The organism is Nocardia nova NBRC 15556, from assembly GCF_001613005.1.
Taxonomy (GTDB): domain Bacteria; phylum Actinomycetota; class Actinomycetes; order Mycobacteriales; family Mycobacteriaceae; genus Nocardia; species Nocardia nova.
Genome location: NZ_BDBN01000091.1, coordinates 11,192 through 37,489 on the forward strand (window position 1 = coordinate 11,192; position 26,298 = coordinate 37,489).

At 70.4% G+C, this 26,298-nt stretch carries 4 protein-coding genes; all 4 read right to left on the bottom strand.

Translation table 11 applies throughout. The annotated features are described in order from the left end of the window. Nucleotides 1–126 precede the first annotated feature (126 nt). Nucleotides 127–17,088 carry a non-ribosomal peptide synthetase gene (locus tag NN2_RS29630; RefSeq protein WP_439955870.1) on the bottom strand — a complete coding sequence of 5,654 codons (16,962 nt, stop codon included), beginning with the start codon at nucleotides 17,086–17,088 and terminating at the stop codon, nucleotides 127–129. 51 nt (nucleotides 17,089–17,139) lie between these two features. Continuing rightward, nucleotides 17,140–24,501 carry a non-ribosomal peptide synthetase gene (locus NN2_RS29635; protein WP_063017864.1) on the bottom strand — a complete coding sequence of 2,454 codons (7,362 nt, stop codon included), beginning with the start codon at nucleotides 24,499–24,501 and terminating at the stop codon, nucleotides 17,140–17,142. 215 nt (nucleotides 24,502–24,716) lie between these two features. After that, nucleotides 24,717–25,694, bottom strand: coding sequence for a helix-turn-helix transcriptional regulator (locus NN2_RS29640; RefSeq protein ID WP_063017860.1), 978 nt, complete (start codon nucleotides 25,692–25,694; stop codon nucleotides 24,717–24,719). Nucleotides 25,695–25,747: 53 nt separating this feature from the next. Then, a partial coding sequence (locus NN2_RS29645; RefSeq protein ID WP_063017866.1) for a M23 family metallopeptidase occupies nucleotides 25,748–26,298 on the bottom strand: 551 nt, incomplete at its 5' end.

Genomic DNA, 26,298 nt, shown 5'->3' on the forward strand with positions numbered 1-26,298 from the left:
AATTCGGTTTCAGCTCTTCCGTGGGGCGCCCGGCGAGGCGCCACCCCGGACGGTCGAGAACTCGCCCGACCCTACGGCCTATCTAGTCGTCTGACCAGACCGGTCCGTTACGTATGCGCCGCCCCATCATGCCGGAGACGACCCGTCCGGGCGAGGACCGCCCCCGCGCGCCAGTACCTGTGCCAGCACCGGACCGAGTTCGGCCAGCGCCGGCGGCGAGGTCATCTGGTCGTGCGAGACGCCGACCGGATGATCGGCGATCTCGCCCTCGACATAGGGCCGCCAGTTCTGCGCCGCCGTTTCGTGGCCGGCCGCGCTGAAATAGTCCAGGCGGCCACGATATACGTCCGGCCGATGTTCGGCGATCAACTCCGCCGAGCGCACCGCGCTGCGGTAGATGCGGCGGACCCGGTCCGGCGTCAGCACGGCCATATCCGGCGGGATGGTGGCGTGCAGGGCGGCCACCGCCTCCTCGCTGAGGTCGTGGATGTCGCCGTTGCCGACCAGGGCCTCCGCGCCGATCCCGATCTCCGCCAGGGCTTCTCGGATCGCGGTCCGGAAATCGGCGACGTCGATCTCGGCGTGGCTGTCGAGCATGCTCACCGAGCCGACCCGCTCGCCCGCCGCCTGCAGGGTGGTCGCGACGGCATGGGCCAGCACACCGCCCAGCGACCAGCCGAGCAGGTGGTACGGGCCGTGCGGCTGCACCGCGCGAATCTCGGCAACATAGCGATCGGCCATCTCCTGCAACGATTCCGGCAGGTAATCGTCCTCCGACAGCGCCGGCGACTGCACACCCAGAATCGGCCGGTCCGCGACATACCGGGTCAGACCCGCGTAGCACCAGGACAATCCGTACATCGGGTGGATGCAGAACAGTGTGTCGCCCTCGCCCTGCGCGCGGATCGGCAGCAGCACACCCAGTGCCGCATCCGATTCCAGGTCGTAGTCGTGCTCGTCGCTCATCGCCGCGACGATGCGCTGCGCGAGTGCGGCGACGGTGGATCCGAGGAAGAACCACTGCACCCGGACCTCGACACCGGTGAGCGCGCGCAAGCGGCTCACCGCACGGGTCGCGACCAAGGAATTGCCGCCCAGATCGAAGAAGTCGTCATCCAGGCCGACCCGGTCGGCGCCCAGCACCTCGGCGAAGACGGAGGCGATCGCCTCCTCCAGCGATGTCGACGGCGCCCGGTAGGGGCGTCCGGAGAACTGCGGCACCGGTAGCGCCTTGCGATCGAGTTTGCCGCTGGCGTTGAGCGGCAGCGCGTCGAGTACCACCACGGCCGCCGGAATCATATACGCGGGCAACGATTCCCGCGCGTAGGCCAGCAACTCGGCCTCGTCGATCGCGCCCGCGTCGGGCACCACGTAGGCGACCAGGCGGTCACCCGACGAGCTGCGCACCAGCGACACCACGGCGTGGCGCACCGGCGCGAAGCCGGCCAGCACCGCCTCGATCTCCCCGAGCTCGATGCGCTGACCACGCAGCTTGATCTGGAAATCGCTGCGGCCCAGGTATTCCAGTGCCGCGCCGGCGCCGGTTTCGCGCCAGCGCACGATATCGCCGGTGCGGTAGAGCCGCTGCCCGCCCTCGTGGGCGACGAACCGTTCGGCGGTCAGCGCCGGTGCGCCGAGATATCCGCGGGCCAGCTGCACACCGGCCACGTAGAGCTCACCGGGCGAGCCCGGCGGCACCGGCCGCAGCTGCCGGTCCAGCACGTACACCCGGGTGTTGGCGACCGGTGTGCCGATCAGGACCGCGACGCCGTCGCTGTCGCCGGCGGGCCAGGCCGTGACCACGGTGGCCTCGGCCGGGCCGTACCAGTTCACCAGCTCCGTGTCCGCGAGCGTGGCGCGGAATCGCTGCGCGGTCTCCCCCGACAGCGCCTCACCGGCGGCGAACACCCGTCGCAGCGACGGATAACCGCGCGTCACCGCCGCATTCGCGGCCGGGTCCAGGAACGCGTCCAGCATCGAGGGCACGAAGTGCACGGTGCTGACCGAGCGCTGTTCGATCACCTGCGACAGATACGCCGGATCGCGGTGGCCGTCCGGCTCGGCGATCACGATCGCCGCACCGGTCTGCAACGGCCAGAACAACTCCCACGTCGAGATGTCGAAGGTGATCGGCGTCTTGTGCAGGACGACGTCGCCGGTGTCGTGCGGATAGGTCCGCTGTGCCCACCGGAACTGGTTGGTCATCTGCCGGTGCGTGATCACCACGCCCTTCGGCCGGCCGGTCGAGCCGGAGGTGTGGATGACATAGGCCACCGCATCCGGATGGACGTACGGGAATCGCAGCGCCGCAACCGATTCCGGTTCGCCGTCCAATCCGGAGATATCGACGACCGGGACTCCGCTGTCGGTGGCGAAGCCGTCGCGGCCCGTGGTCAGCACGCACACCGGACGGGCGTTGGCCAGCACGAACTCGTTGCGTTCGGCCGGGTGATCCGGGTCGACGGGGACATAACCCGCACCCGTCCGCAGCACCGCGTAGATGCCGACCACCAGGTCGATCGAACGCCGCATGGCCACGGCCACCAGCGAATTCGGTTCCACTCCGCGGCCGAGCAGTTCGGCGGCGAGGGCACGCGACCGCAGATCCAGCTCGCGGTAGCTCAGCGTCACGTCGCCGAAGTGCAGCGCCGGCGCCTGCGGGGTGCGGGCCACCTGCTCGTCGAACAGGCTCAGCAGGGTCGCCTGATCGCGCAGCTGCGGCACCTCGGTGGCGTTGCGGGCCTCCAGTGCGGCGCGCTCGCCGTCCAGCAGCGCGTCGACATCGGCGACCCGAGCCTGCGGTGTATCGGTGAAGCGGCCGATGAGCGCCGCGAGCCGCTGCGACAGCGCGTGCGCCGCCGCTTCGTCGAAGACGTCGCGCAGATACTTCAGGCTGATCCGGAGCTGGTTGTCCAGCACCACGATCACCGTCACCGGATAGTGCGTGCCGTTGACCGCGCCGATGCCGGTGACGTGCATACCGTCGATCGAGCCGACCCGGTCGAGTCCGTCGCGATCGACCGGGAAGGATTCGAACACGACCAGCGAATCGAACAGCCCTTCCACTCCGACGGCCTGCTGAATATCGCTCAGGCCCAGGTAGTGGAAGTCCAGAAGCGCCGCCTGTTCGGCCTGCAACTGGCTCAGCAGTCCGGCCAGCGTGTCGGTGGCGCCCAGACGCACCCGCACCGGAATGGCGTTGAGGAACAATCCGACCATCGTCTCCACACCCGGCAGCGCGGGCGGGCGCCCGGATACCGTGGCGCCGAAGACGACGTCGTCGCGATCGATGCTGCGGCCGATGAGCAGACCCCACGCCGCCTGCACCACGGTGTTGACCGTGACACCGAGCCGGGCGGCGAGCCGGGTCAGCTCGGTGGTGTCGGCGACCGACAGCTCGAAGCCGATTTCGCCCACACCCGCGGAGATCTCCCGGCTCGGGTCGACCGGCGCCAGCGGTGTCGGCTCGGTGATCCCGTCCAGCGCCCGCTGCCACTGCGCCCGCGCGGCGGCCGGATCCTGCGCGATCAGCCAGCGCAGATAGTCACCGTAGGATCCGGCCGGCGGTAGCTGCCGCGACCGCGCGCCCACCGCGTACAGCGTGAGCAGATCCTGCATGAGCAGCGGCGTCGACCAGCCGTCGATGAGGATGTGGTGGCTGGTGACGAGCAGCCGGTAGGCGTCGGCGCCGAGCCGGAACAGGGTGAACCGCAGCAGCGGCGCCCGGTCCATCGCGAACCGCCGGCCGTAGTCGAGTTCACACATCCGGACCGCTTCGGCCTCGGCGGCCTCGGGTGCCAGATCGGTGAGATCGATACCGCGCCAAGGGACGTCGACGTGATCGAGCACCACCTGCACCGGATTCCCGGCGGCATCGGCGGCGAAGGCGACCCGTAGGTTGTCGTGCCGGTCCAGCACGGCCTGTGCGGCCTCGCGCAGCCTCCGCTCGTCCACGGCACCCCCCAGATCCAGGGTGAACTGGGTGATGTAGACGTCGGTCGAGGTGTCGGCCAGCAGGGCGTGGAACAGCATGCCCGACTGCAGCGGCGTCACCGGCCAGACATCGGCCAGATCCGGGTAGTCCTGCGACAACTTCGCGATATCGGCGGTTTCCAGGCGGACCAGTTCGAAGTCGGACACGGTGAAACCGCCGGCGTCGGCGTGGGTTCCGTGCTCGGCGAGGCCGCCCAGCGCACGCACCCACAGTCCGGCGAACTCCTTCACCTGGTCGACGGTGAAAACGGCTGCCGCGTAGTCGAATCGCGCGAGCAGTCCGTCCTCGGTGGCGTCGACGGTGATGTCGAGCAGCAGGTCGGCCGCGGGCAGGTGCGGATACGGCCGGGCCGGACGCAGATCGCGGTAGCGGAACGCGGTGCGGCCCTGCGGTGCCGCGGCCAGCGCGGACGCGGTGTCGGGGTTGAGATACCGCAGCAGACCGTAGCCGACACCCGAATCGGGCACCCCGCGCCGCAGTTCCTTGATCTGCGCGATGGCGTCGCCCGCGGCGCGGTTACCGAGCAGCGCCTGCTCGACATCGATATCGGTGAGGCCGACCAGCAGCGGATAGGTGGAGGTGAAACCACCGACCGTACCGGCGGATTCGGCACCGGCGACCGCACGGCCGTCGGCCGCCAGCCGCACCACGGTGCCGATCAGATCACCGGCATCGGCACGGGCGCCGCGCTCCTGCGCCAGCGCGAACGCGGTGATCAGCACATCCTCGATGGTGGCGTGATAGGCGTGCGCGACCGCGTCGACGGCGGCCGCGCCCTCGGCGGTGATGACCAGCGAGACCCGGCCGCGCGCCGCCAGATCGATGCCCTCGACCGGAGCGTCGGCGGGTGCGGCGGCGAGATGACGCTGCCACCAGTCGAGCTGCTCCACGGTCTCGGCCGCGACGGCACTGGCCGCGAGCGCGCGACCCACGCCCAGCGGACCGGCATCGACGGCCGCGGGCGCGGAATGTCCGCCCGCCCACGACTCCGACAGTTCGTCGACGACGATGCGCCACGAAGTGTCGTCCACCACCAGACCGTTGGCGGCCACGACCAGACTCGTTGCGGCGCCCGCGGATTCCCCCGGGTCGGAGGGCGCGATCAGCGCGAAGGCGATGGTGCGCCCGTCGGCCGGATCGAGCTCCTGTGCCAGCGATCGCACCGCCAGGTCGACGGCGTCGGGGCCCGGCGCGAACTGCCGCAGGATCGCCGGGACGGGAGTTTCCGGAATCACCAGGGCGCCGGCCTCGACATCCAGGCGAGCCGACAGGACGGCATGCCGGTCGAGTACGCCGGTCACCGCCGCACGGATCCGCTCGGGATCGCAGTCGGCCGGAATATCGAGGGCGATCGCCCGGAGTTCGCGACCGGAGGGGTCGAGTTCCAGCGCGCGAATCGCGGCCGGCGGCAACGGCATCGGCCCGGACTGCTCGGCGGCGGCCGGCGCCTCGACGGTGGCCGCGCGGGCCAGCGCCTCGACCGTGCGCGCGGTGAACACGTCACGCGGGGTGAAGTGCACACCGCGCGCCCGCGCCCGGGACACGACCTGGATGGAGACGATGCTGTCGCCACCGAGGGCGAAGAAGTCGTCGTCCACGCCGACGCGATCGACGCCCAGTACCTCACCGATCACCTCGGCGACCACCTGTTCGGTGGCGGTCTGCGGTGCGCGATAGCGCTTGGCCTCCAGGACCGGTTCCGGCAGGGCCTTGCGATCGAGTTTGCCGACCGGGGTCAGCGGAATCTCGTCCAGGACCACGATCGCGGTCGGAACCATGTACTCCGGCAGCCGCGCGGCGAGTTCGGCGGTCAGCGTCTCGGTATCCAGCGGCAGACCGGCGGCCGAACGCACATAGGAGACGAGAATCGTCGTGCCCGTGGCGGTGCGATGCCCCACGGTGACCGCGAAATCGACACCGGGCTGATCGATCAGCGCACTGTCGATCTCGCCCAGTTCGATGCGCAGGCCGCGGATCTTGACCTGGAAGTCGTTGCGGCCCACATATTCCACCACCGGCTCGCCGCGACGCCAGCGCACCACGTCACCGGTGCGGTAGAGCCGCTGCCCGGGCGGGCCGTACGGATCGGCGACGAACCGGGCGGCGGTGAGGCCGGGCCGGTCGTGGTAGCCGCGGGCCAGCTGGATGCCGCCCAGATACAGTTCGCCGGCGACGCCTTCGGGCACCAGCCGCAGCCGCGAGTCGAGGATCAGTGCCCGCATGCCGCGGATCGGCCCGCCGATGGTCACCACGTCACCGGGCGAGAGCGGATCGCTGATGTTGGTCATGATCGTGGTCTCGGTGGGCCCGTACCCGTTGTGGAACCGGCGGCCCGAACCATCCGGCGCACCACCCCATTTCGCGACCAGATCGGCCGGCACGGCCTCACCACCGGCGACGATGGCCTGCATCGAGGCCAGCGCATCCGAATCCAGCGAGGCCAGGACCGACGGGGTGAGGAAGGCGTGCGTGACCCGCTGACCGCGGATCACCTCGGCCAGTTCCTCACCGCCGAAGGTGCGTGGCGGCACGATCACCAGCGCCCCGCACGCACCGATGGCCAGCAGCAACTCCAGCATCGAGGCGTCGAAGGACGGCGAGGCGAACGCCAGCGCCCGCGAATCGCGATCCAGCCGGTAACGCTCCCGCTGTTCGGCGCTGAAGTTCGCCAGACCCGCATGGGTGACCACGACGCCCTTGGGCAGACCGGTGGAACCCGAGGTGTAGATGAGGTAGGCGGTGTTGTCCGGGCGCAGCGGGACCAGGCGTTCGGCATCGGAAACCGGTGCGCCGGACAGGGAATCGACCTCGTAGGCGAAGTTGGGATCGTCGAGCACGATCCAGCCGCCGGCGGTATCCGGCAAGTCCGCGACCTCGGCCCGCACGGTGACTCCGAGGTCGGCGCGGCAGTCGGCGACCATGTGCGCGATGCGGTCGTACGGATAGGTCGGGTCGATCGGCACGAACGCCGCACCCGACTTCGCGACCGACCACAGCGCCACCACACCCTCGAGCGAGCGCGGAATGGCCACCGCCACATGCTTGTCCGGCCCGGCGCCCAGTTCGATGAGCCGGCGGGCCAGTTTGGTCGAGGCCAGATCCAGCTGGGCATAGGTGAACGCGCGCCCGCCCACGACGACCGCGGGACCGTCCGGATTCGCCGCGACCGCGGCCGCCATCAGATCCGGCAGCGTGGCGGGCGCCACCGCGGGCAGTCCGGTGCGAGCGGCGAGATCCTCGGTTTCGGATCCGACCAGGATGTCGAGATCGCCGACCGCGATATCGGCGTCGCGCGCGACCGCGGCGAGGATCCGGCCCAGCCGCCGGCCGAAGTCGACGACCGTGTCCCGGTCGAAAAGATCGGTGGCATAGGTGAACTCGCCGAAGATGCCGGCTTCGCCGCCGGATCCGGTGCGCTGTTCGCGCAGCGTCAGCAGCAGATCGAATTTCGCGGTGTCGGCGGCCGGATCCAGGGCGGTGAAGCTCAGGCCCGGCAGTTCGAAACTGGTTCCGGCCAGATTCTCGAACGACAGCGCCACCTGGAACAGCGGATGCCGGGCGGTGGAGCGCTCCGGGTCCAGTGCTTCGACCAGCCGCTCGAACGGCACGTCGGCGTGGGCGAAGGCGCGCAGATCGGTTTCCCGGTTGTCGGCCAGCAGTTCGGCGAAACTGCGGCCCGGCGCCACCCGGCTGCGCAGTACCAGTGTGTTGACGAACATGCCGATCAGATCGTCGAGTTCGGCCTCACCGCGGCCCGCGATCGGCGCACCGATGGCGATGTCCTCGGTACCCGACATGCGGGCCAGGAAGACCGCCAGGGCGGTGTGCACCACCATGAACACCGTGGAATTGTGCCGCTGCGCCAGTGCGGTGAGGCCGGCGTGCACCTGCGAATCGACGGCGAAGTCGACCTTGGCGCCGGCGAAGCTCTGCACCGCGGGCCGCGGCCGGTCCGCGGGCAACCGCAGCTCGTCCGGCAGGTCGGCCAGTTCCTGTGTCCAGTAAGACAATTGGGCGCTGACCAGGGATTCCGGATCGTCCTCGGCGCCCAGTGCGGCGCGCTGCCACAGCGCGTAGTCGGCGTACTGGATCGGCAGCGGCGCCCACGAGGGCGCCTGTCCGGCGGCCCGGGCCACGTAGGCGGTCATCAGATCCCGGGTCAGCGGGCCCATCGACCAGCCGTCGGCCGCGATGTGGTGGGCGACGAAGACGAGGACGAACTCGCTCGCCGAGAGCTGGAACAACCGGATCCGGAACGGGATCTCGGTGGTCACGTCGAATCCGCTCGCGACCTGACGCCCCACCTCGTGGGCCACCCGCTCCTCACCGATCTGCACCGGCTCCAGGTCGATGCTCACCGCGCCCGGCGCCAGCACCTGCTGCACCGCGCCGCCGGACTCGGATTCCGGATAGATGGTCCGCAGCACCTCGTGCCGGGCCGCCAGATCCGCGACGGCCTGCCGCAGCGCGGCCACATCCAGCGCACCGGACAGCCGGATGGCGACCGGGATGTTGTACACCGTTGCGGCGGTGTCGAATTGGTTGAGGAACCACATCCGCTGCTGGGCGTAGGACAGCGGAACGGCGTCCGGACGCGGACCGGCGACCAGCGGCAGCCGCGGCCGTTCGGTTCCGGTGCGCTCCACCCGGGCGGCCAGTGCACCCACGGTCGCCGCCTCGAACAACGCGCGCACCGGCACGCGCACCTCGAGCGCGGCGCCGATCCGCGCGGCCACCTGAGTGGCCAGCAGCGAGTTACCGCCGAGGGCGAAGAAGTCGTCGTCCAGGCCGACCCGGTCGATCCCCAGCACCTCGGCGAAGGTGCCGGCCACGATCTCCTCCACCGGAGTCGAGGGCGCACGGAAGGCGGTGGTCTCGAATTCCGGCTCCGGCAGGGCCTTGCGGTCGAGTTTGCCGTTCACGGTGAGCGGCAGCGCGTCGAGGACCACGAAGGCCGCGGGCACCATGTAGTTCGGCAGCGCCGAGGCGAGTGCCGACTTCACCTGTGCCACATCGAGTTCCCGGTCCGCGGAGACCAGATACGCGACGAGCCGATCGCCGGTGCGCGGGTCGGACTTCGCCACCACGACCGCCTGGGCGAGCTGCGGCAGACGCAGCAGCGCCGCCTCGATCTCCCCCAGTTCGATGCGGAAACCGCGCACCTTGACCTGGAAGTCGGTGCGGCCGCGATACTCCAGCTCACCGTTCGCCGTCCAGGCCACCAGGTCGCCGGTGCGGTACATGCGCGAACCGCTGCCGAACGGATCGGCCACGAAGCGATCCGCGGTCAGATCCGCCCGCCCGAAGTAGCCGCGGGCCAGCTGCGCACCGGCCAGATAGAGCTCACCGGAGACGCCCACCGGCACCGGGTGCAGGCGCGAATCCAGCACGTAGACACTGCTGTTCCACTCGGGTGCGCCGATCGGCACCGACAGTTCGTCGGCCGCGCCGACGCGGTGCGCGGTGATCGAGACCGCGGCCTCGGTCGGACCGTACAGGTTGTAGAGCTCGACCTCGGGATGGGCGGCGGCGAACCGCTGCGCCAGCGCCGCGGGCAGCGCCTCACCGATGGCGAGGACTCGCCGCAGCGGGCTCGTCGCCTCGGGCGCGGTATTCGTCCGGGCCTCGGTGAGCAGGGCGTCCAGCATCGACGGCACCACATGCAGCGTGGTGACGCCGGTGCGCCGGATCAGATCGTTCAGGTAGGCCGGATCGCGATGTCCGTCGGGCGCGGCGATCACCAGCCGTCCGCCCGACACCGCCGCGGACCAGAACTCCCAGACCGACAGGTCGAAGGTCGCGGCGGTCTTCAGTAGTACCGCGTCGTCGGCGCGGAGATCGAATTCGGCCGTCTTCCACACCAATTGGTTGACGATCGCGCCGTGCGGCACCGCGACGCCCTTGGGGCGGCCGGTCGAACCGGAGGTGAAGATCACGTAGGCCGTGTGCTGCGGCAGCAGCGGTGCGATCCGGTCGGCGTCGGTGACCGGCCGCGCCGACAGGCCCGACAGATCCAGCTCGTCGAGGCGCACCACGTCCTCGCGCGCCGCGGACCGGCCGGAATCGGCCAGCGCGGGCATGGACTGCGAGCGACCGCGCCAATCCCGGGTCGCCGCGGCGGCTGCCGAGGGTGCGGTACGTCCGGGCAGGTTCGGAATATCCGAGGAGGTCAGCACGCACACCGGGTCGGCGGAATCGAGGATGTAGCCGACGCGTTCGGCGGGCTGATCCGGATCGAGCGGCACGTACGCGCCACCGGCCACCGAGACGGCGTACATCGCGACCACCAGATCGACGCCGCGCCGCAGGGCCAGCGCGACCCGAGATTCGGGGCCGACGCCGAGCGAGATCAGATGCCGGGCGAGGCGGTGGACGCGCTCGCCGAGTTCGCCGTAGGTGAGCTCGGCGGGCGTACCGCCGAACTGCTCGTCGGCATCGGCCGTCAGGGCCACCCCGTTCGGCCGTGCGGCGATCGTCGCCGCCAGCAGTTCCGGCAGCGTCGCGGCAGCGACCGGATGCGCCGCGCCGGTCGCGGCACGCTCCAGCTCGGCCCGCTCGGCCGAGGTCAGGATGTCGAGATCGCCGACCGCAGTGGCGGCCTCGGCGACCACCCCGGCGAGCAGCAGCGACAGCCGCTCGACGATCGATTCGGCGGTCGCGGCGTCGAACAGATCCGTGGCGTAGGTGAGGAAACCACCGATGCCGTCCGGATTTCCGTCCGCGTCGTACGCGTCGGCCACGATCAGATGCAGGTCGAACTGGGAGACGTCCAGATCGGCGTCCACACCGGCGACGCTCAATCCGGGCAGTTCCAGTTCGGTGCGCGCCAGGTTCTGGAACGACAGGCCCACCTGGAACAGCGGGTGGTGCGCGGTGGAACGCGGCGGGTTCAGCACCTCGACCAGCCGCTCGAACGGAATGTCGGCGTGGGCGAAGGCCTGCAGATCGGTTTCGCGCTGGCGGGCCAGCAGTTCGGTGAACGGCTCGCCGCGCTCGACACGGGTGCGGAAGACGACGGTGTTGACGAACATGCCGATCAGATCGTCGAGTTCGGCCTCACCGCGACCGGCGATCGGGCTGCCGACGGCGATGTCGTCGCCGCCCGACAGCCGGGCCAGCAGCAGCGCGAACGCCGAATGCACGACCATGAACAGCGTGGCGCCGTGGGCGCGGGCCAGCTCGACCAGGCCCGCGTGCACCTCGGGCGCGATCCGCACGTCCACGCGCGCACCGGCCAGCGTCGCCACCGGCGGACGTGGGCGATCGGTGGGCAACTCGAGCACGTCCGGCAGGCCGGCCAGCTCGCGCTGCCAGTACGAAATCTGCTGGGCGGCAATGGAATCCGACTGCGACTCCGAGCCCAGGACGGCACGCTGCCACAGCGCGTAATCGGCGTACTGCACGCGCAGCGGCGCCCAGTCCGGCGCGGCGCCGCAGGTGCGGGCGGCGTAGGCGGTCATCACGTCGCGCACCAGCGGGCCCATCGAGGACGCGTCGGCGGCGATGTGGTGCACCACCACGGCGAGCACGTATTCGCGTCGCGAACCGGGGGCGAGGTCGGAGATCTCCAGTAGCCGCACTCGCAGCGGAACCTCGGAGGTGACATCGAAAGGCGTTGCGGCCAGGGCGTATACCGCATCGGCGACCGCGGCGGCGGCGGTGCGTTCCGGCCGCAGGCCCAGCCGGGTGTCGGCCGGCAGGATCACCTGGACGGGACCCTCGGGAGTCTCCGGGTAGACCGTGCGCAACACCTCGTGCCGCGCGACCACGTCGTCGAGGGCCGCGCCCAGCGCCTCCACATCCAGGCTGCCGGTCAGCCGCAGCGCGAAGGGCAGGTTGTAGGCGGCCGAACCGGAATGCACCGCCTCCTCGGCGGTTTCGGCCTGGTCGAAGCGGTTGAGGAACCACATGCGCTGCTGCGCGAGCGAGAGCGGCAGCTGTTCCGGACGCTCGATCGAGCCCAGTTCCGCGCCGCGCCGGATGTGGGTCTGGGAATCGAGGGTGGCGGCCAGTCCGGCCACCGTGGGCGTCTCGAACAGCGACCGCACCGGCACGCGGCCGCCGACCGCCGCACCGAGCCGGGCCACCACCTGCGTGGCGATCAGCGAATTGCCGCCGAGGGCGAAGAAGTCGTCGTCGGCGCCGACCCGTTCCAGGCCGAGCACGGAGCCGAAGACCTCGGCGACGATCTCCTCCACCGGAGTACTCGGCGCCCGGAATTCGCGGCTGCTGAAAGTGGGTTCGGGCAGCGCCTTGCGGTCGAGTTTGCCGCTCGGATTGAGCGGGAAGGCGTCGAGAACCACGACGACCGCCGGAACCATATAGGCCGGAAGCGAATCCTTCACGCCGTTGCGCAGGCGCTCGGGATCGAGGGTGGTGCGCGGCTGGGCGACGACATAGGCGACCAGCTGATCGCCCAGTGCCGAGCCCATCACCAGCGCGACCGCCTGGCTCACGCCCGGCAGCGCCAGCAGCGCGGTCTCGATCTCGCCCAACTCGATGCGCTGGCCGCGGAACTTCACCTGGAAGTCGGTGCGGCCGATGTAGTCGAGCCGCGCGGGCCGGGTCTCGTCGGCGTCACGCCACAGCACCAGATCGCCGGTGCGGTACATCCGCTCGCCGTGGCCGAACGGGTTGGCCACGAACCGGTCCGCGGTCAGGTCGGGGCGGCGCACATAGCCGCGGGCCAGCTGGTCACCCGCGAGATACAGCTCACCGGGCACGCCCACCGGCACCGGACGCAGGCGGCCGTCGAGCACGTAGACGCGAGTGTTCCACTGCGGCAGGCCGATCGGCACGGTCGGCCGGTCGTCCTCACCGACAGGCCAATACGTGACCGACACCGCGGCCTCGGTGGGCCCGTACAGGTTGTGGATGCGCGCATCGCACACCGCGTGCACGGCATCGGCGGTCTCCGGCGGCAGCGCCTCGCCGATCACGAAGATGTCCTGCAGGCTCGGGCAGCTGCCCGCCGCGATGTGCGCGGCGAAGACGGTGAGCATCGACGGGACGAAGTCGGTGACCGTAACCCCGTGCGCGGCAATGGTTTCCGCGACGTACAGCGGATCGCGATGGCCGTCGTGGGTGGCCACGACCAGCTCGGCACCCGCCCGCAGCGGCATGAAATAGCCCCACAGCGAGACGTCGAAGGTGGTCGCCGTCTTCTGCAGATAGACGTCGCCGCTGCCCAGCGGGTAGGCGGCCAGCATCCACTCGATCTGGTTGTTGATCGCGGCATGCGAGACCGCGACGCCCTTGGGCCGGCCGGTGGAGCCGGAGGTGAAGATGACGTAGGCCGGATGGTCCGGCCGCACCGGCGCGAGCAGTTCGCCGGGCCGGATCGGGCTCGGATCGAAGCCGCCGAGATCCATGGTGTCCAGCCGCAGCACCGGAATCCGCGCGGGCACCGCGACGGTATCGGCGACGGTGGTCACGACGCAGACGGGTTGTGCGGTATCGAGGATGTGCGCGATGCGGTCCGCCGGATGATCGGGGTCCAGCGGCACGTACGCACCACCGGCCGCCACGATCGCGTACATGCCGACCACCAGATCCAGCGATCGGCGGATCGCCAGGCCGACCAGGGCATCCGGGCCGACACCGCGCGAAATCAGCAGGCGCGCCAGCTGATTGACCTGCGCGTCGAATTCGGCGTAGGTCAGCTGCGCACCCTCGTAGGTGACCGCCACCGCATCCGGATTGCGCAGCGCCGTGCGCCGGTAGCCGTCGAGCAGCAGCTCCGGTTCGACCCGGTGGGCGGTGTCGTTCCAGTCCTGCAGGATGCGCAGGCGCTCGGCCGGATCGAGCAGCTCGATATCGCCCACGGCGGCCGCCGGATCGGCGACGATGCCCTCCAGCACCCGCACCAGCCGGTCGGCGTAGGTGGCGACGGTCGGCTCGTCGAACAGATCCAGCGCGTAGGTGAACATGGCCGATACGCCGGCCGGGGCACCCGCGTCCGTTCGCGGTACGGCGGTGAGCTGCAGATCGAATTTCGCCACCGCACCGTCGAATTCGACCGTTTCGGCGACCAGTCCGGGCAGCCGCAGCTGCGGCTTCTGCATGTTCTGGAAGAACAGCGCGGCCTGGAACAGCGGGTGATGCGCCTGCGACCGCACCGGGTCGAGCACCTCGACCAGGCGCTCGAACGGCAGCTCGGCGTGCGAGAAGGCGCCCAGATCGGTGTCCTTCACCGCCGCCAGCAGTTGCTCGACCGTCGTCGCGGCGTCGATGCGGGTGCGCAGCACCAGGGTGTTGACGAACATGCCGACCAGCGCGTCGAGTTCGGCCTCACCGCGCCCGGCCACCGGGGTGCCGATGGTGATGTCGTCGGTGCCGCTGGAGCGGGCCAGCAGGATCGCGAACGCCGCATGCACCACCATGAACAGCGAGGTGCCGGTGCGCTGGGCGAGTTCCTCGAGCCGGGCGTGCAGCTCGGGCGCGATGTCGAAGGTGTATTCCGCGCCGCGCCCCGAGGCGATCTGCGGGCGCGGCCGATCCGCGGGCAGATCCAGCCGGTCCGGGATGCCGGCCAGGGTGGTGCGCCAGTAGTCGATCTGCTGGGCCGCAAGGGAGTCGGGATCGTGTTCGTCGCCGAGCAGCGCCCGCTGCCACAGCGCGTAGTCGGCGTACTGCACCGGCAGCGGCTGCCAGCTCGGCCGGGCGCGGTTGCGCCGGGCGAGGAAGGCGGCCAGCAGATCGCGCATGAACGGCGCCACCGAGGCACCGTCGGCGGCGATGTGGTGGACCACGACCGCCACGACATGATCGTCGGGCGCCAGTTCGGCCACCGCGACGCGCAGCGGCACCTCGGCGGCCACATCGAATCCGGCGAGCAGATAGCCGGCCAGCCACTGCGGCAGTTCGTCCTCGGTCACCGGCTTCGGCGCCAGATCCGGAACCGATTGCGACGCGGGCAGAATCACCTGGTGTCCGGCGCCGTCCGCGGACGGGTAGACGGTGCGCAGGGTTTCGTGGCGCTCGACGACATCGGCGACGGCCGCCTGCAACGCCTCCACGTTCAGCGCGCCGGTGAGCCGGATCGCGAACGGAATGTTGTTGGCCGCTGATTCCGGATCGAACTGGTTGAGGAACCACATCCGCTGCTGGGCCAGCGAGAGCGGAATGCGTTCCGGACGCGGCATCGGCGCCAGCGCCAGGCGCCCGCCCGCACCCTTCAACGGTTCCAGCCGCTGTGCCAATTCGGCGACCGTGGCCGCCTCGAACAGCAGCCGGGCCGGTACCCGCGCCGAGATCTGGGCGCCGAGGCGGCCCGCGACCTGAGTGGCGATCAGCGAGTTTCCGCCCAGTTCGAAGAAGTCGTCGTCGGCGCCGACCGGTCCGGGCGGGTCGAGCAGATCGGTGAAGACGGCCGCCACCATCTCCTCGAGCGCACCCGAGGGCGCGCGGAATTCGCGGGCGGCCAGGACGGGTTCCGGCAGCGCCGCGCGGTCCAGTTTGCCGACCGGGGTCAGCGGAATCGCGTCCAGGACCATGATCGTCGTCGGCACCATGTGGGCCGGAAGACTGTGTCCCGCATGCTCGCTCAGCTCGTCGGTGTCGACCTTCGCACCTTCGGCGGCGTGCACGTACGAGACGAGAATCGTGGCGCCGCTGTGCAGGGTGTGGCCGACGGTGACGGCGAAGTCGACCGAATCGTGGGCGGCCAGTACCGCGTCGATCTCGCCGAGCTCGATCCGGAAGCCACGGATCTTGACCTGGAAGTCGTTGCGGCCCAGATACTCCAGTTCACCGGCGGCCGTCCAGCGCACCAGGTCACCGGTGCGGTACAACCGCGAACCGTTGGCGTCGAAGGGGTTGGCGACGAAGCGCGCCGCGGTCAGGCCGGGACGCAGGTGGTATCCGCGCGCCAATTGCGCACCGGTGATGTACAACTCGCCGACCGCGCCGCGCGGCACCCGCGCCAGCTGTTCGTCGAGCACGTATTCGGTGATGTTGCGCACCGGCGCGCCGATGGTGACCGTCTCCCCCGGCACCAGCGGCGCGCTGATGTTGGTCATGATCGTGGTCTCGGTCGGGCCGTACCCGTTGTAGAACTCGCGGGTGCCGCCCTCGATCGCGATCGCCCAGCGCCGCACCAGTTCCGGCGGGCAGGCCTCCCCACCGGCGACCACGACGCGCAGGTCGTCCAGCCCGGCCGGATCCACCGAAGCCAGGGCCGCGGGCGTGACGAAGGCGTGGGTGACGCGTTCGCGCCGTAGCAGATTCGCCAGCTCGTCGCCGCCGAGTACCGACGGCGAGGCCACCACCATGGCCGCCGCACCGCCGATGGCCAGCAGCAGTTCCAGCACCGAGGCGTCGAACGAGGGCGATGCGAAATGCAGGGTGCGCGAGTCGTTTCCGACCCGGTACCGCTCGCGCTGTTCGTCACAGAAACTCGACAGCCCGGCCTGGGTGACCACGACACCCTTCGGCTTGCCGGTCGAGCCGGACGTGTAGATCACGTAGGCCGGATGTTCGGCCCGCAACGGCCGCAACCGATCGGCATAGGTGACCGGGTCGCCGGAGAACTCCTCGAGCCGCGCGGCGAAATCAGCGGTGTCGACGGTCAGCCACTCCACCGAATCGGGCAGGTCCTCCCGCACCGGCGACACCGTGAGACCCAGTTTCGCACCGGAGTCGGAGACCATGTGCGCGACGCGATCGGCCGGATAGTTCGGATCCACCGGCACGAATCCGGCGCCGGTCTTGGCCACCGCCCACACCGCGACCACCGATTCCACCGAGCGGGGAATACCGACGGCGACCAGATCCTCCGGGCCGATGCCGCGAGCGATGAGCAGCCGGGCCAGCCGGGTCGAACGCTCGTCGAGCTCGGCGTAGCTGAGTTCGGCCAGCGTGGTGGTGGCATCGGCGAACACCAGGGCCGTACCGGTCGGATCCGCCTCGACCGCGGTGGCCATGAGCTGGGGCAGGGTGGTGACGCGTGGCCGGCGGGTGCGTGTCGGCCGGACCCGAGCGGGGCGCGTCATGCCGTCACTTCCAGCGCGTACTGTCCGCTGACCACCCGTACCACCTATCTCATCCTGCCTGTCGTCGCCGCATGCGCCTGCACGCAGGCCACCCTTGTCCATCGATTCCGGCCGCGGCGGGCGTTACTTTCCCGCGATCGTGCCACCGGTTGCTCAGCGAAGCACATTGTCCGGCAGCAGTACCAGCCCGGCGGAGCCGAAGGCCGCCGGCGCCGGCCCGTCCTCGAGCACCACGGCCCGCAGGTCTTCCAGCGGTTCCGGATCCAGCCGGTCCAGACCGGCACGATCGGTGAACAGGTGGGTGACCCATTCGTCGGCGAGCCCGTCGGTGCCGACCTCGGCCGGCAACACCATCGAGGCACCGGTCGTCCCCGCGCCGACCACCTCGAGCAGGGCGGCGATACCGTCGGCCCGGCCCTGCCGGAAGGTGCGAGATTCGAAGTCCAGCTCGGTGCGGGCCCGCAACCGGTCGACCGCGGCGGCCAGCGCGTCGTAACTGTGGGTGCCCTCCGCGCCGACGAAGGCCGGATCGGCGCCGCGCAGCGCCCGGGTGCGGTTGGCGTAGGTCACCGGCCGCGCCGACTCACCCGCGATCTCGGCGGCGACCGCCGCATCGTCGAGGACCAGCCAGTCGATACCGTTCGGCCCCGCCTTCGGCCGGGCCGCGGCCACGGTGACGCCGGTCTTGATCTCCAGCTCCGACGGCAGTTCGCCGCCGTCGACGACCGGGACCAGTGCGGCACCGGCCTTGAGCACCGCCCAGGCCGCGACCGCCGACTCGGTACCGCGCTCGAGCCGCACCGCGACCCCGCTACCCGGGCCGCAGCCGCGACCGATGAGGGCCCGGGCCAGCCGGGAGGAGCGGGCGTCGAGCTCCTGATACGAGACCGCCTCCTCGCCCCAGGCCAGCGCCGGCCCCTCGGGGTCGTCCTCGACGGCGGCGGCCAGCGCCTGCGCCAGCGCGGTGCCGACGGTGGAGCCGGTCTCGGCCGGTTCGGTGCGGGCCGCCTCGACCACAACCTCCGACTCGTCGTGCAGGTCGATCGCGCCGAGCAGGATCTGCGGGTCGGCGGCCACCGCCGCGAGGATGCGCTCGAATCGATCACCCAGGGTGCGCATCGTCGCGGGATCGAACAGTTCCCGCGCGTAGGTGAAGACCGTGACCAGTTCCGCCGGTGAGCCGTCGGATTCGTGGCGCGGCTCGACCGTGACCTGCAGATCGAACTTCGCCGCCACGGCATCGGTGTCGAGTGCGGCAATGGACAGGCCCGGCAGTTCCAGCGACGGCTGCTGCGTGTTCTGGAACGACAGCACCACCGTGAACAGGCTCTGCGCACCACCTCGTCCCGGAGCCACCACCTCGGCGACCCGTTCGAACGGGATATCGGAGTTCGCGAAGGCCGCCAGATCGGTGTCGCGGGCGGTTTCCACCAGCGCGTCGAAGGTGTCGGTGGTGTCGACACCGGTGCGCAGCGTCAGCGTGTTGACGAACATGCCGACCAGATCGTCGAGTGCGCGCTCGCCGCGGCCCGCGATCGGCGTGCCGACCACCACATCGGCGGTACCGGACTGCCGGGCCAGCAGCACCGCGAGCGCGGCGTGCACCACCATGAACAGCGACGAATTGTGTTCTCGCGCAATCCGGACCAAGCCCTCGTGCACCGCGGCCGGGATCGCGAAACCGATCGATTCGCCGCGCATCGACGGCACGGCCGGACGCGGATGATCGGGCGCCAGCAGCGCCGAACCGGACACCCCGGCGAGCCGATCCCGCCAGTAGGCGAGCTGCTTCGCCGCCACCGAATCCGGATCGTCGTCGGTGCCGATGGCCCGGCGCTGCCAGATCGCGAAATCGGCGTACTGCACTTCCAGTGGCGCCCAGCCCGGTTCGCGGCCGCCGGTGCGGGCCACATAGGCGGTCATCAGATCGCGGGCCAGCGGGGCCATCGAGGAACCGTCGCCGGCGATGTGGTGGATCACCAGCGCCAGCACCTGGTCGGACCCGCTGCGCAGCAGCAGGGCGCGCACCGGAACCTCTTGGGTCACATCGAATCCGGTCGCCATGAGCGCGACGATGCGGTCGATCGGCTCGGCGGTGTCCTCGACCGGCAGGCCCTCCGGCAGCGCCTCGCGGACCGAGAGGATCTCCTGATACGGCAGCCCGCCCGGACCGCCGGCGGGGTAGCGGGTGCGCAGCACCTCGTGCCGCTCCACCACATCGGCGACGGCCTGGCGCAACGCGTCCACATCGAGATCGCCGGTGAGCCGGATCGCCAGCGGAATGTTGTAGCCCGGCGATTGCGGATCGAGCTGGTTGATCACCCACATCCGCTGCTGGGCCGGCGACAGCGGAATCCGCTCCCCACGCGCGGCAGGCTCGAGGCGCGGGCGCACCGCACCGGCGGCCGCGCCGGGCACGATCCGCGCCGCGAGGGCTGCCACGCTCGAGGCCTCGAACAGCTCCCGGACCACGAGGTTCGCGTCGAGCGCCTCGTTGATGCGAGCCACCGCACGGGTCGCGAGCAGCGAATTGCCGCCGAGGGCGAAGAAGTCGTCGTCGAGGCCGACGCCGGTCGTCTCCGCACCGGCGACACCGAGCAGATCGGCGAACACGTCGGCGACGGCCTGTTCGATCGGCGTACTCGGCGCCCGGAAGGCGGCCGCGCTGACGACCGCCGGTTCGGGCAGGGCACGACGATCGAGTTTGCCGTTCGGCGTCAGCGGCAGCGCGTCGAGCACGACCACCACGTCGGGCACCATGTAGCCGGTCAGGAAGGCGCCGACCTCGGCGCGCAGCGCGAGCGGATCGAGCGACGAACCAGCCTCGGGCACAACGTAACCCACCAGCCGCTCACCGGAGTGCTCTGCGGTGCGGACCATCGCCACCGCCTGCGCGACACCGGTGCAGCGCAGCAGCGCGGCCTCGATTTCGCCGAGTTCGATGCGGAAGCCGCGCAGCTGCACCTGCTGATCGCTGCGTCCCGCGTATTCCAGCGCGGCCTCGCCGTCGAAACCGGCCCAGCGGCCGATATCGCCGGAGCGATACATCCGGGAACCGGGCGCACCGTACGGATTGGCCACGAACCGCGCTGCGGTCAAGCCCGGACGGCCGAGGTAGCCGCGCGACAGTTGTTGTCCGGCAATGTACATCTCACCGGCCACGCCGACCGGCGACGGATGCAGCCGGTCGTCGAGCACATAGGTCTCGAGGCCCGGCAGCGCCCGGCCGATGACGCTGGCCGGATGGTCGGCCAGACCCTCGTCCAGCGCCAGGAACGACACGTGCACGGTCGTCTCGGTGATGCCGTACATGTTCACCAGCTGCGGGGTGGTGGAGCCGTGCCGCTCGTACCAGCGCGCGAGCTGACGCAGATCCAGCGCCTCACCGCCGAAGACGATGTAGCGCAACGCGAATTTGGCCGCGACCGTCACCGCGGCGTCACCGGTGTGGCTGTGCGCCGCGCGGTCGGCCTCGGCGAGCTGATAGAACGCCGAGGGCGTCTGGTTCAGCACGGTGACTTGCTCGCGAATCAGCAACTCGCGGAACAGCTCCGGCGATCGCGAGGTCAGGTGGTCGACCACCACGACCGCACCGCCGTTGGCCAGCGAACACCACAGTTCCCAGACCGAGAAGTCGAAGGCGAAGGAGTGGAACAGCGTCCACACGTCGGTTTCGTCGAAGTCGAACAGCAGCTGGGTGTTGGCGAACAGTTCCAGCACGTTGCGGTGGGTGACGCCGACCCCCTTGGGCACACCGGTGGAGCCCGAGGTGTAGATGACGTAGGCCAGATCGGCCGGTCGCAGCGGGGCGAGCCGCTCGGCGTCGGTGAGCGGACCGCCGGCGAAGTTGCCGGTCTCCTCCAGCAGCACCGTCGCCAGGCCGGCGGCGGGCACCGCCTCCCGCAGCTCGGCGGTCGTGAGCACACATGCCGGCGCGGCGTCGCCGAGCATGAATTCCAGCCGCTGCACCGGATAACCGGTGTCGATGGGCAGATAGGCGGCACCGGCGAGCAGCACGCCGAGCAGCGCGACCGGCAGTTCCTCGGTGCGCGGCACCGCCACGGCCACCAGCGATTCCGGCCCGACGCCCTGGGCGATCAGCGCCCGGGCCACCTGGCTCGCGCGCTGGTGCAGATCTCCGAAGGTGAGGGTGGTGTCACCGAAGCGGACCGCCACCGCGCCCGGCCGGCGCCGGACCTGTGCGGTGATCAGATCGACCAGGGTCACCGGCGGCACCGGCGCGCCGGGCGAATTCCATTCGTGCAGAACGAGTTCGCGCTCACCGGGGGCCAGCACATCGATATCGCCCACCACGGCCGCGGCGTCGGCGGCGACGGCGTTCAGGATGCGCGTGAACCGATCGGTGAAATCGCGCACCGTCGCCTCGTCGAACAGGTCGGTGGCGTAGCTGAAGGCGGCCGAAATCCCCTGCGGCACACCATGTGCGTCGATCCGCTCGGCCATCGCCAGCTGCAGATCGAACTTGGCCAGCTCGATGTCGAGGTCGACACCGGAAACCGCCAGCCCGGGCAGCTCCAATTCGGTGCGGGCCAGGTTCTGGAAGGTCAGCATCACCTGGAACAGCGGATGCCGCCCGGCCGAACGCGCCGGATCCAGGATCTCGACCAGCCGCTCGAACGGCACATCGGCGTGGCCGAACGCCGCCACGTCGGTGCCGCGGACGTCGGCCAGTACCTGCTCGAAACTGCGCGCCGGGTCGATCTCGGTGCGCAGCACCAGGGTGTTGACGAACATGCCGATCAGCTCGTCCAGCGCCGCCTCACCGCGCCCGGCGACCGGGGTGCCGATCGCGATGTCGCGGGTGCCCGACAGTCGGGCGAGCAGCACCGCGAGCGCGGCGTGCACCACCATGAACAACGTCGAATGATGTTGGTGCGCAAGGCGGTTCAGCGCCGCGTGCACATCCGGGGCGATCTCGAAGTCGAGCGTGGCGCCGCGATAGGACGCGACCGCCGGACGCGGCCGGTCGGCCGGCAGGTCCAGCTGTTCGGGCAGCGCGGCGAGTTCGCGCCGCCAGAAGTCGATCTGCGCGGCGAGCACCGACTCCGGATCGTCCTCGCTACCGAGCGTTTCCCGTTGCCACAGGGCGTAATCGGCGTACTGGACGGCCAGCGGCGTCCATTCCGGATGACCGCCGCGCACGCGATCGAGGTAGGCGGTCATCAGATCGCGGGTCAGCGGGGCCATCGAGAAGCCGTCACCGGCGATGTGGTGCACCACGCACACCAGGACGTGTTCGGTCTCGCTCGCGCGCAGCACCCGCAGGCGCACCGGCGGCGCGGCCGTCACATCGAAGCCGCCCGAGACGGTTTCGGCGACCAGGGCGGCCACCTCGTCCTCGCGCGCTTCGACCAGGGGAATCTCGGGGACCGCCCGGGGATCCGAGACGGGCAGCACCCGCTGGTAGCCCTCGCCGTCGAGTTCCGGATAGATGGTGCGCAGCACTTCGTGGCGCTCCACCAGATCGCGCACCGCGGACCGCAGCGCGTCCACGTCGAGGCGTCCGCTCAGCCGCACCGCGATCGGGATGTTGTTGACCGCGCCCGCCGGATCGAAGCGGTTGAGGAACCACATCCGCTGCTGGGCATAGGACAGCGGGATGCGTTCGGGCCGCGGCATCGGCCGCAACCGCTCGCCGGTGTCGGTTCCGGCGTGCCGTTCCACCTGTTCGGCCAGTGCGGCCACGGTCGATGCCTCGAACAACAGCTGCACCGGCACCCGGGCGCCCAGGGCCGAGCCGATCCGGGCCGCCGCCTGCGCGGCCAGCAGGGAGTTGCCGCCGAGTTCGAAGAAGTCGTCGTCGGCGCCGACCCGGCCGGGATTGTCGCCCTCGCCGGGAACGAGCAGAGCCGCGAACACCTCGGCGACGATCTCCTCCACCGGGGTGGCGGGAGCGCGGAATTCGCGTGCGGCGAAGGTCGGTTCCGGCAGCCGGGCGCGGTCGAGTTTGCCGACCGGGGTCAGCGGAATCTCCTCCAGCGGCATGATCGCCGCGGGAATCATGTAGGCGGGCAACGAGGCCGCCAGGAAATCGTCGAGGGTCGCGATATCGAGCGCCGCACCGGGACGCGGCAACACGTACGACACCAGCGCCGTCGCGCCGGAGGGCAGCGTGCGGCCGATGGTGGCGGCGAAATCGATATCCGGATGCGCGGTCAGCGCGTTGTCGATCTCGCCCAGTTCGATGCGGAAGCCGCGAATCTTGACCTGGAAATCGGAGCGGCCCAGATATTCGATGGTGCCGTCGGACTCGTTGCGGCGCACCAGGTCGCCGGTGCGATACAGCCGGGCCCCGGGCCTGCCGGTTTCGGCGCCGAAGGGACTGGCCACGAACCGTTCCGCGGTGAGCCCCGGGCGGCCCAGATATCCCTGTGCCAGCGCCGGACCCGCCAGATACAGCTCGCCGACCACCCCGGCGGGCACCGGTCGCAGCCGCGAATCCAGCACGAACGCGCCGACGCCGGCGATCGGGGTGCCGATCGTGATCGGCTCGCCGGCAATCATTTCCGCGCTGGAGGTGGCGAGGATCGTCGCCTCGGTCGGGCCGTAGCCGTTGTAGAAGCGCCGCCCGTCGCGCGCCCAGCGGCCCACCAGTTCCGGGCCGAACTTGTCGCCGGCCACGACGACGGCCTCGAGGTCGGGCAGTCCGGCCGGATCGACCGACTCCAGCGCGCCGGGGGTGATCAGCATGTGCGAAACCTGTTCGCGGCGCAGCAGATCGGCCAGCTCGAAACCGCCGAACACCTCCGGCGGCGAGACCACCAGGGTCGCACCCGACGAGAAGGCCAACAGCAGTTCCAGAACGGAGACGTCGAAGTTCGGCGAACAGACGTGCAGGACACGGGAATCCTCGGTCACGCCGTAGTGCTCGCGCTCGGCCGCGACCAGACCGCCGAGTCCGGCATGGGTCACCACGACGCCCTTGGGACGACCGGTGGAGCCCGAGGTGTAGATCACGTAGGCCGGGTGATCCTCGGTGAGCGGGCGGACCCGGTCGGTGTAGGAGATCGGATGGGCGGGGCGCGCGCCGATTCGTTCCGACACGACCGGATCGTCGAGTTCGAGCCAGTACACACCCGTCCCCAGCGCCCGGCGATGGGCTCCGGTGGTCAGGCCGAGTACCGCGCCGGAGTCGGCGACGATATGCGCGATGCGCTCGGGCGGATAGGCCGGGTCGACCGGAACGTAGGCCGCGCCCGCCTTGGCGACCGCCCAGACCGCGAGGACGGATTCGATCGAGCGGGCGATGCCGATAGCCACCACGTCGCCGGCGCCGATGCCGCGGGAGATGAGTTCCCGGGCCAGGCGCGACGATCCCTCGTCGAGCTCTCGATAGGTCAGCTGCCGCGCGTCGGCCGGATCATCGGTCGGCGCGAACCGGATCGCCACCGCATCGGCGGCGGATTCGACCGCAGCGGTCAGCAGCTGGCCGAAAAGGGGGCTGCCCGACCTGCGGCGACGACCTCCACGAGCGGAACGGCGGGCAGTATCCATTCGAGTGTCTTCACCTCTCGCGTCCAGCAGGTCCGCACGGTCGAACACCCCCTCGCGCGGTCCGAGCAATCATATAAGGATGGCGAGCACGGCGTGGTGCGCCGGATCGAACTGGTGACCCGCCGGTACTCCTAGTACTCATCGCTGCCAGGGTGCCTCGATGTTGCGCTTCGTGTCGACTTCCGTGGCACTGGTCACAGTAGGTCCCCAGCTTGTCACAGCCAGCCGCGGCGGATCGCCTGCACGCCCGCCTGGAACCGGGTGCTGGCGCCCAGTCGCTCCAGCAGGCTCGCGGTCCGCCGCACCACAGTGCGCCGGGACATGCCCAGCCGCCGGGCGATGGTGTCGTCCGTCGCGCCCAGGCCCATGAGGGTCAGAATGGCCCGGTCGCGTTCGTCCAGCGGCTGGTCCGGATTCACCGAGATCGGCGCGGCCAGCGACCACAACACCTCGAAGGTGTGCACGATCGCGTCCAGCGTCGGACAGGCCGCGATGCGCAGCCCCATCGGATCGCCGCGGCGTTCGTCGTGGTGCAGCATCAGCGCCGCGCGGTCGTCGTCGGCGATGATCACCTTGAAGGGCGGATCGGGCAACGTGCGCGCCTGCGCCCCGGCGGTATTGGCCTGCAGCGCGAAGCGCAGCCGATCGGGATCCTGATAGATGGTGTCCTGATAGAGCGTCTGGTAGCGCACGCCCGCCGACATCCGCGCCGAGCGCAGATCGAACAGCCGTGCGGCGCGTTCGCCTTCGCACAGATACGGGCCCCGGTCGATCATCCGGATCCGGCTGCGCGCGGCGCGCTGCAGATCCTCGAATTCGGCGACCACCTCGCGGGCCTCGTACATCGGCACGACGGTGCCGTCGCCGCGGGTGGTGCGGCGCACCGAGCGGAAGGTCTCGCCCAGCCGGGCCGCGGCCTCGTGCATGCGCGCGGTTTCGGCCTGGCGGCGGCGGGATTCGGCTTCCGACAGGGCCTCGGGGGCATGCGCGTCCCAGCGGACGGAGTCACCGATTTCGATGCGGACCACGGCCTGCATCTCACAGAGTTCGTCCAGGGCCGCCGCGACGGACTCGCGGGAACACTCCAGATATTGCGCCAGCTCCGACAGGCTGGACCGCGGATGCTGCACCAGAGCGGTATAGGTGCGGCCGTGCACGGATCCGGAGTCGAACAGCTCGTACAAACCAGTCAATGCATCAACCCCCCGCGGCCGGCCGAGCCGGGCGGCCGACGACAGCGCGGGCGCTATTCGCCCGCCCCCCACGACTGCTGGGACAGGACGACGCCCTTGCTCGCCAGATAGGGAGCGGGATCGATCTTGACGTCGCTGGGATCCCAGATCTCCAGATGCAGGTGCGGGCCGGTGGAGTTGCCGCGGTTGCCGACGGTGGCGATCACGTCGCCGGCGTTCACCCGCTGGCCGACGTGGGTGAGGATGTCGTTGACGTGGCCGTACACCGCGGTGGTGCCGTCGTCCTGCTTCACCCGGACCCACAGCCCGAAGCCCGAGGCGGGACCGGCATCGATCACCGTGCCGTTCTCCACCGAATGAATAGGAGTACCGATCGCGTCGGCGAAGTCGACACCGTAGTGCATGGCGCCCCATCGGGATCCGAAGCCGGAACTGACGACCCCGGCCACCGGTCGCACGGCCTGGGCCGGTGCGAGCTGCTGCTGAATACCCTTCAGCACCTCTTCGGCGTGCGAGAGCGGACCGGCGACCTCCGGCGGCAGATTCTGCAGACCGAACGGCGCGGGCGCGGCCACCGGCTGGGCCTGCGGCGCGGCCGGCGTCT

Excerpts from the sequence above, each read along its gene's own strand:
- NN2_RS29635 (WP_063017864.1), bottom strand. The coding sequence starts at position 24,501 with ATGGATACTGCCCGCCGTTCCGCTCGTGGAGGTCGTCGCCGCAGGTCG.
- NN2_RS29630 (WP_439955870.1), bottom strand. The coding sequence starts at position 17,088 with ATGGACAAGGGTGGCCTGCGTGCAGGCGCATGCGGCGACGACAGGCAG.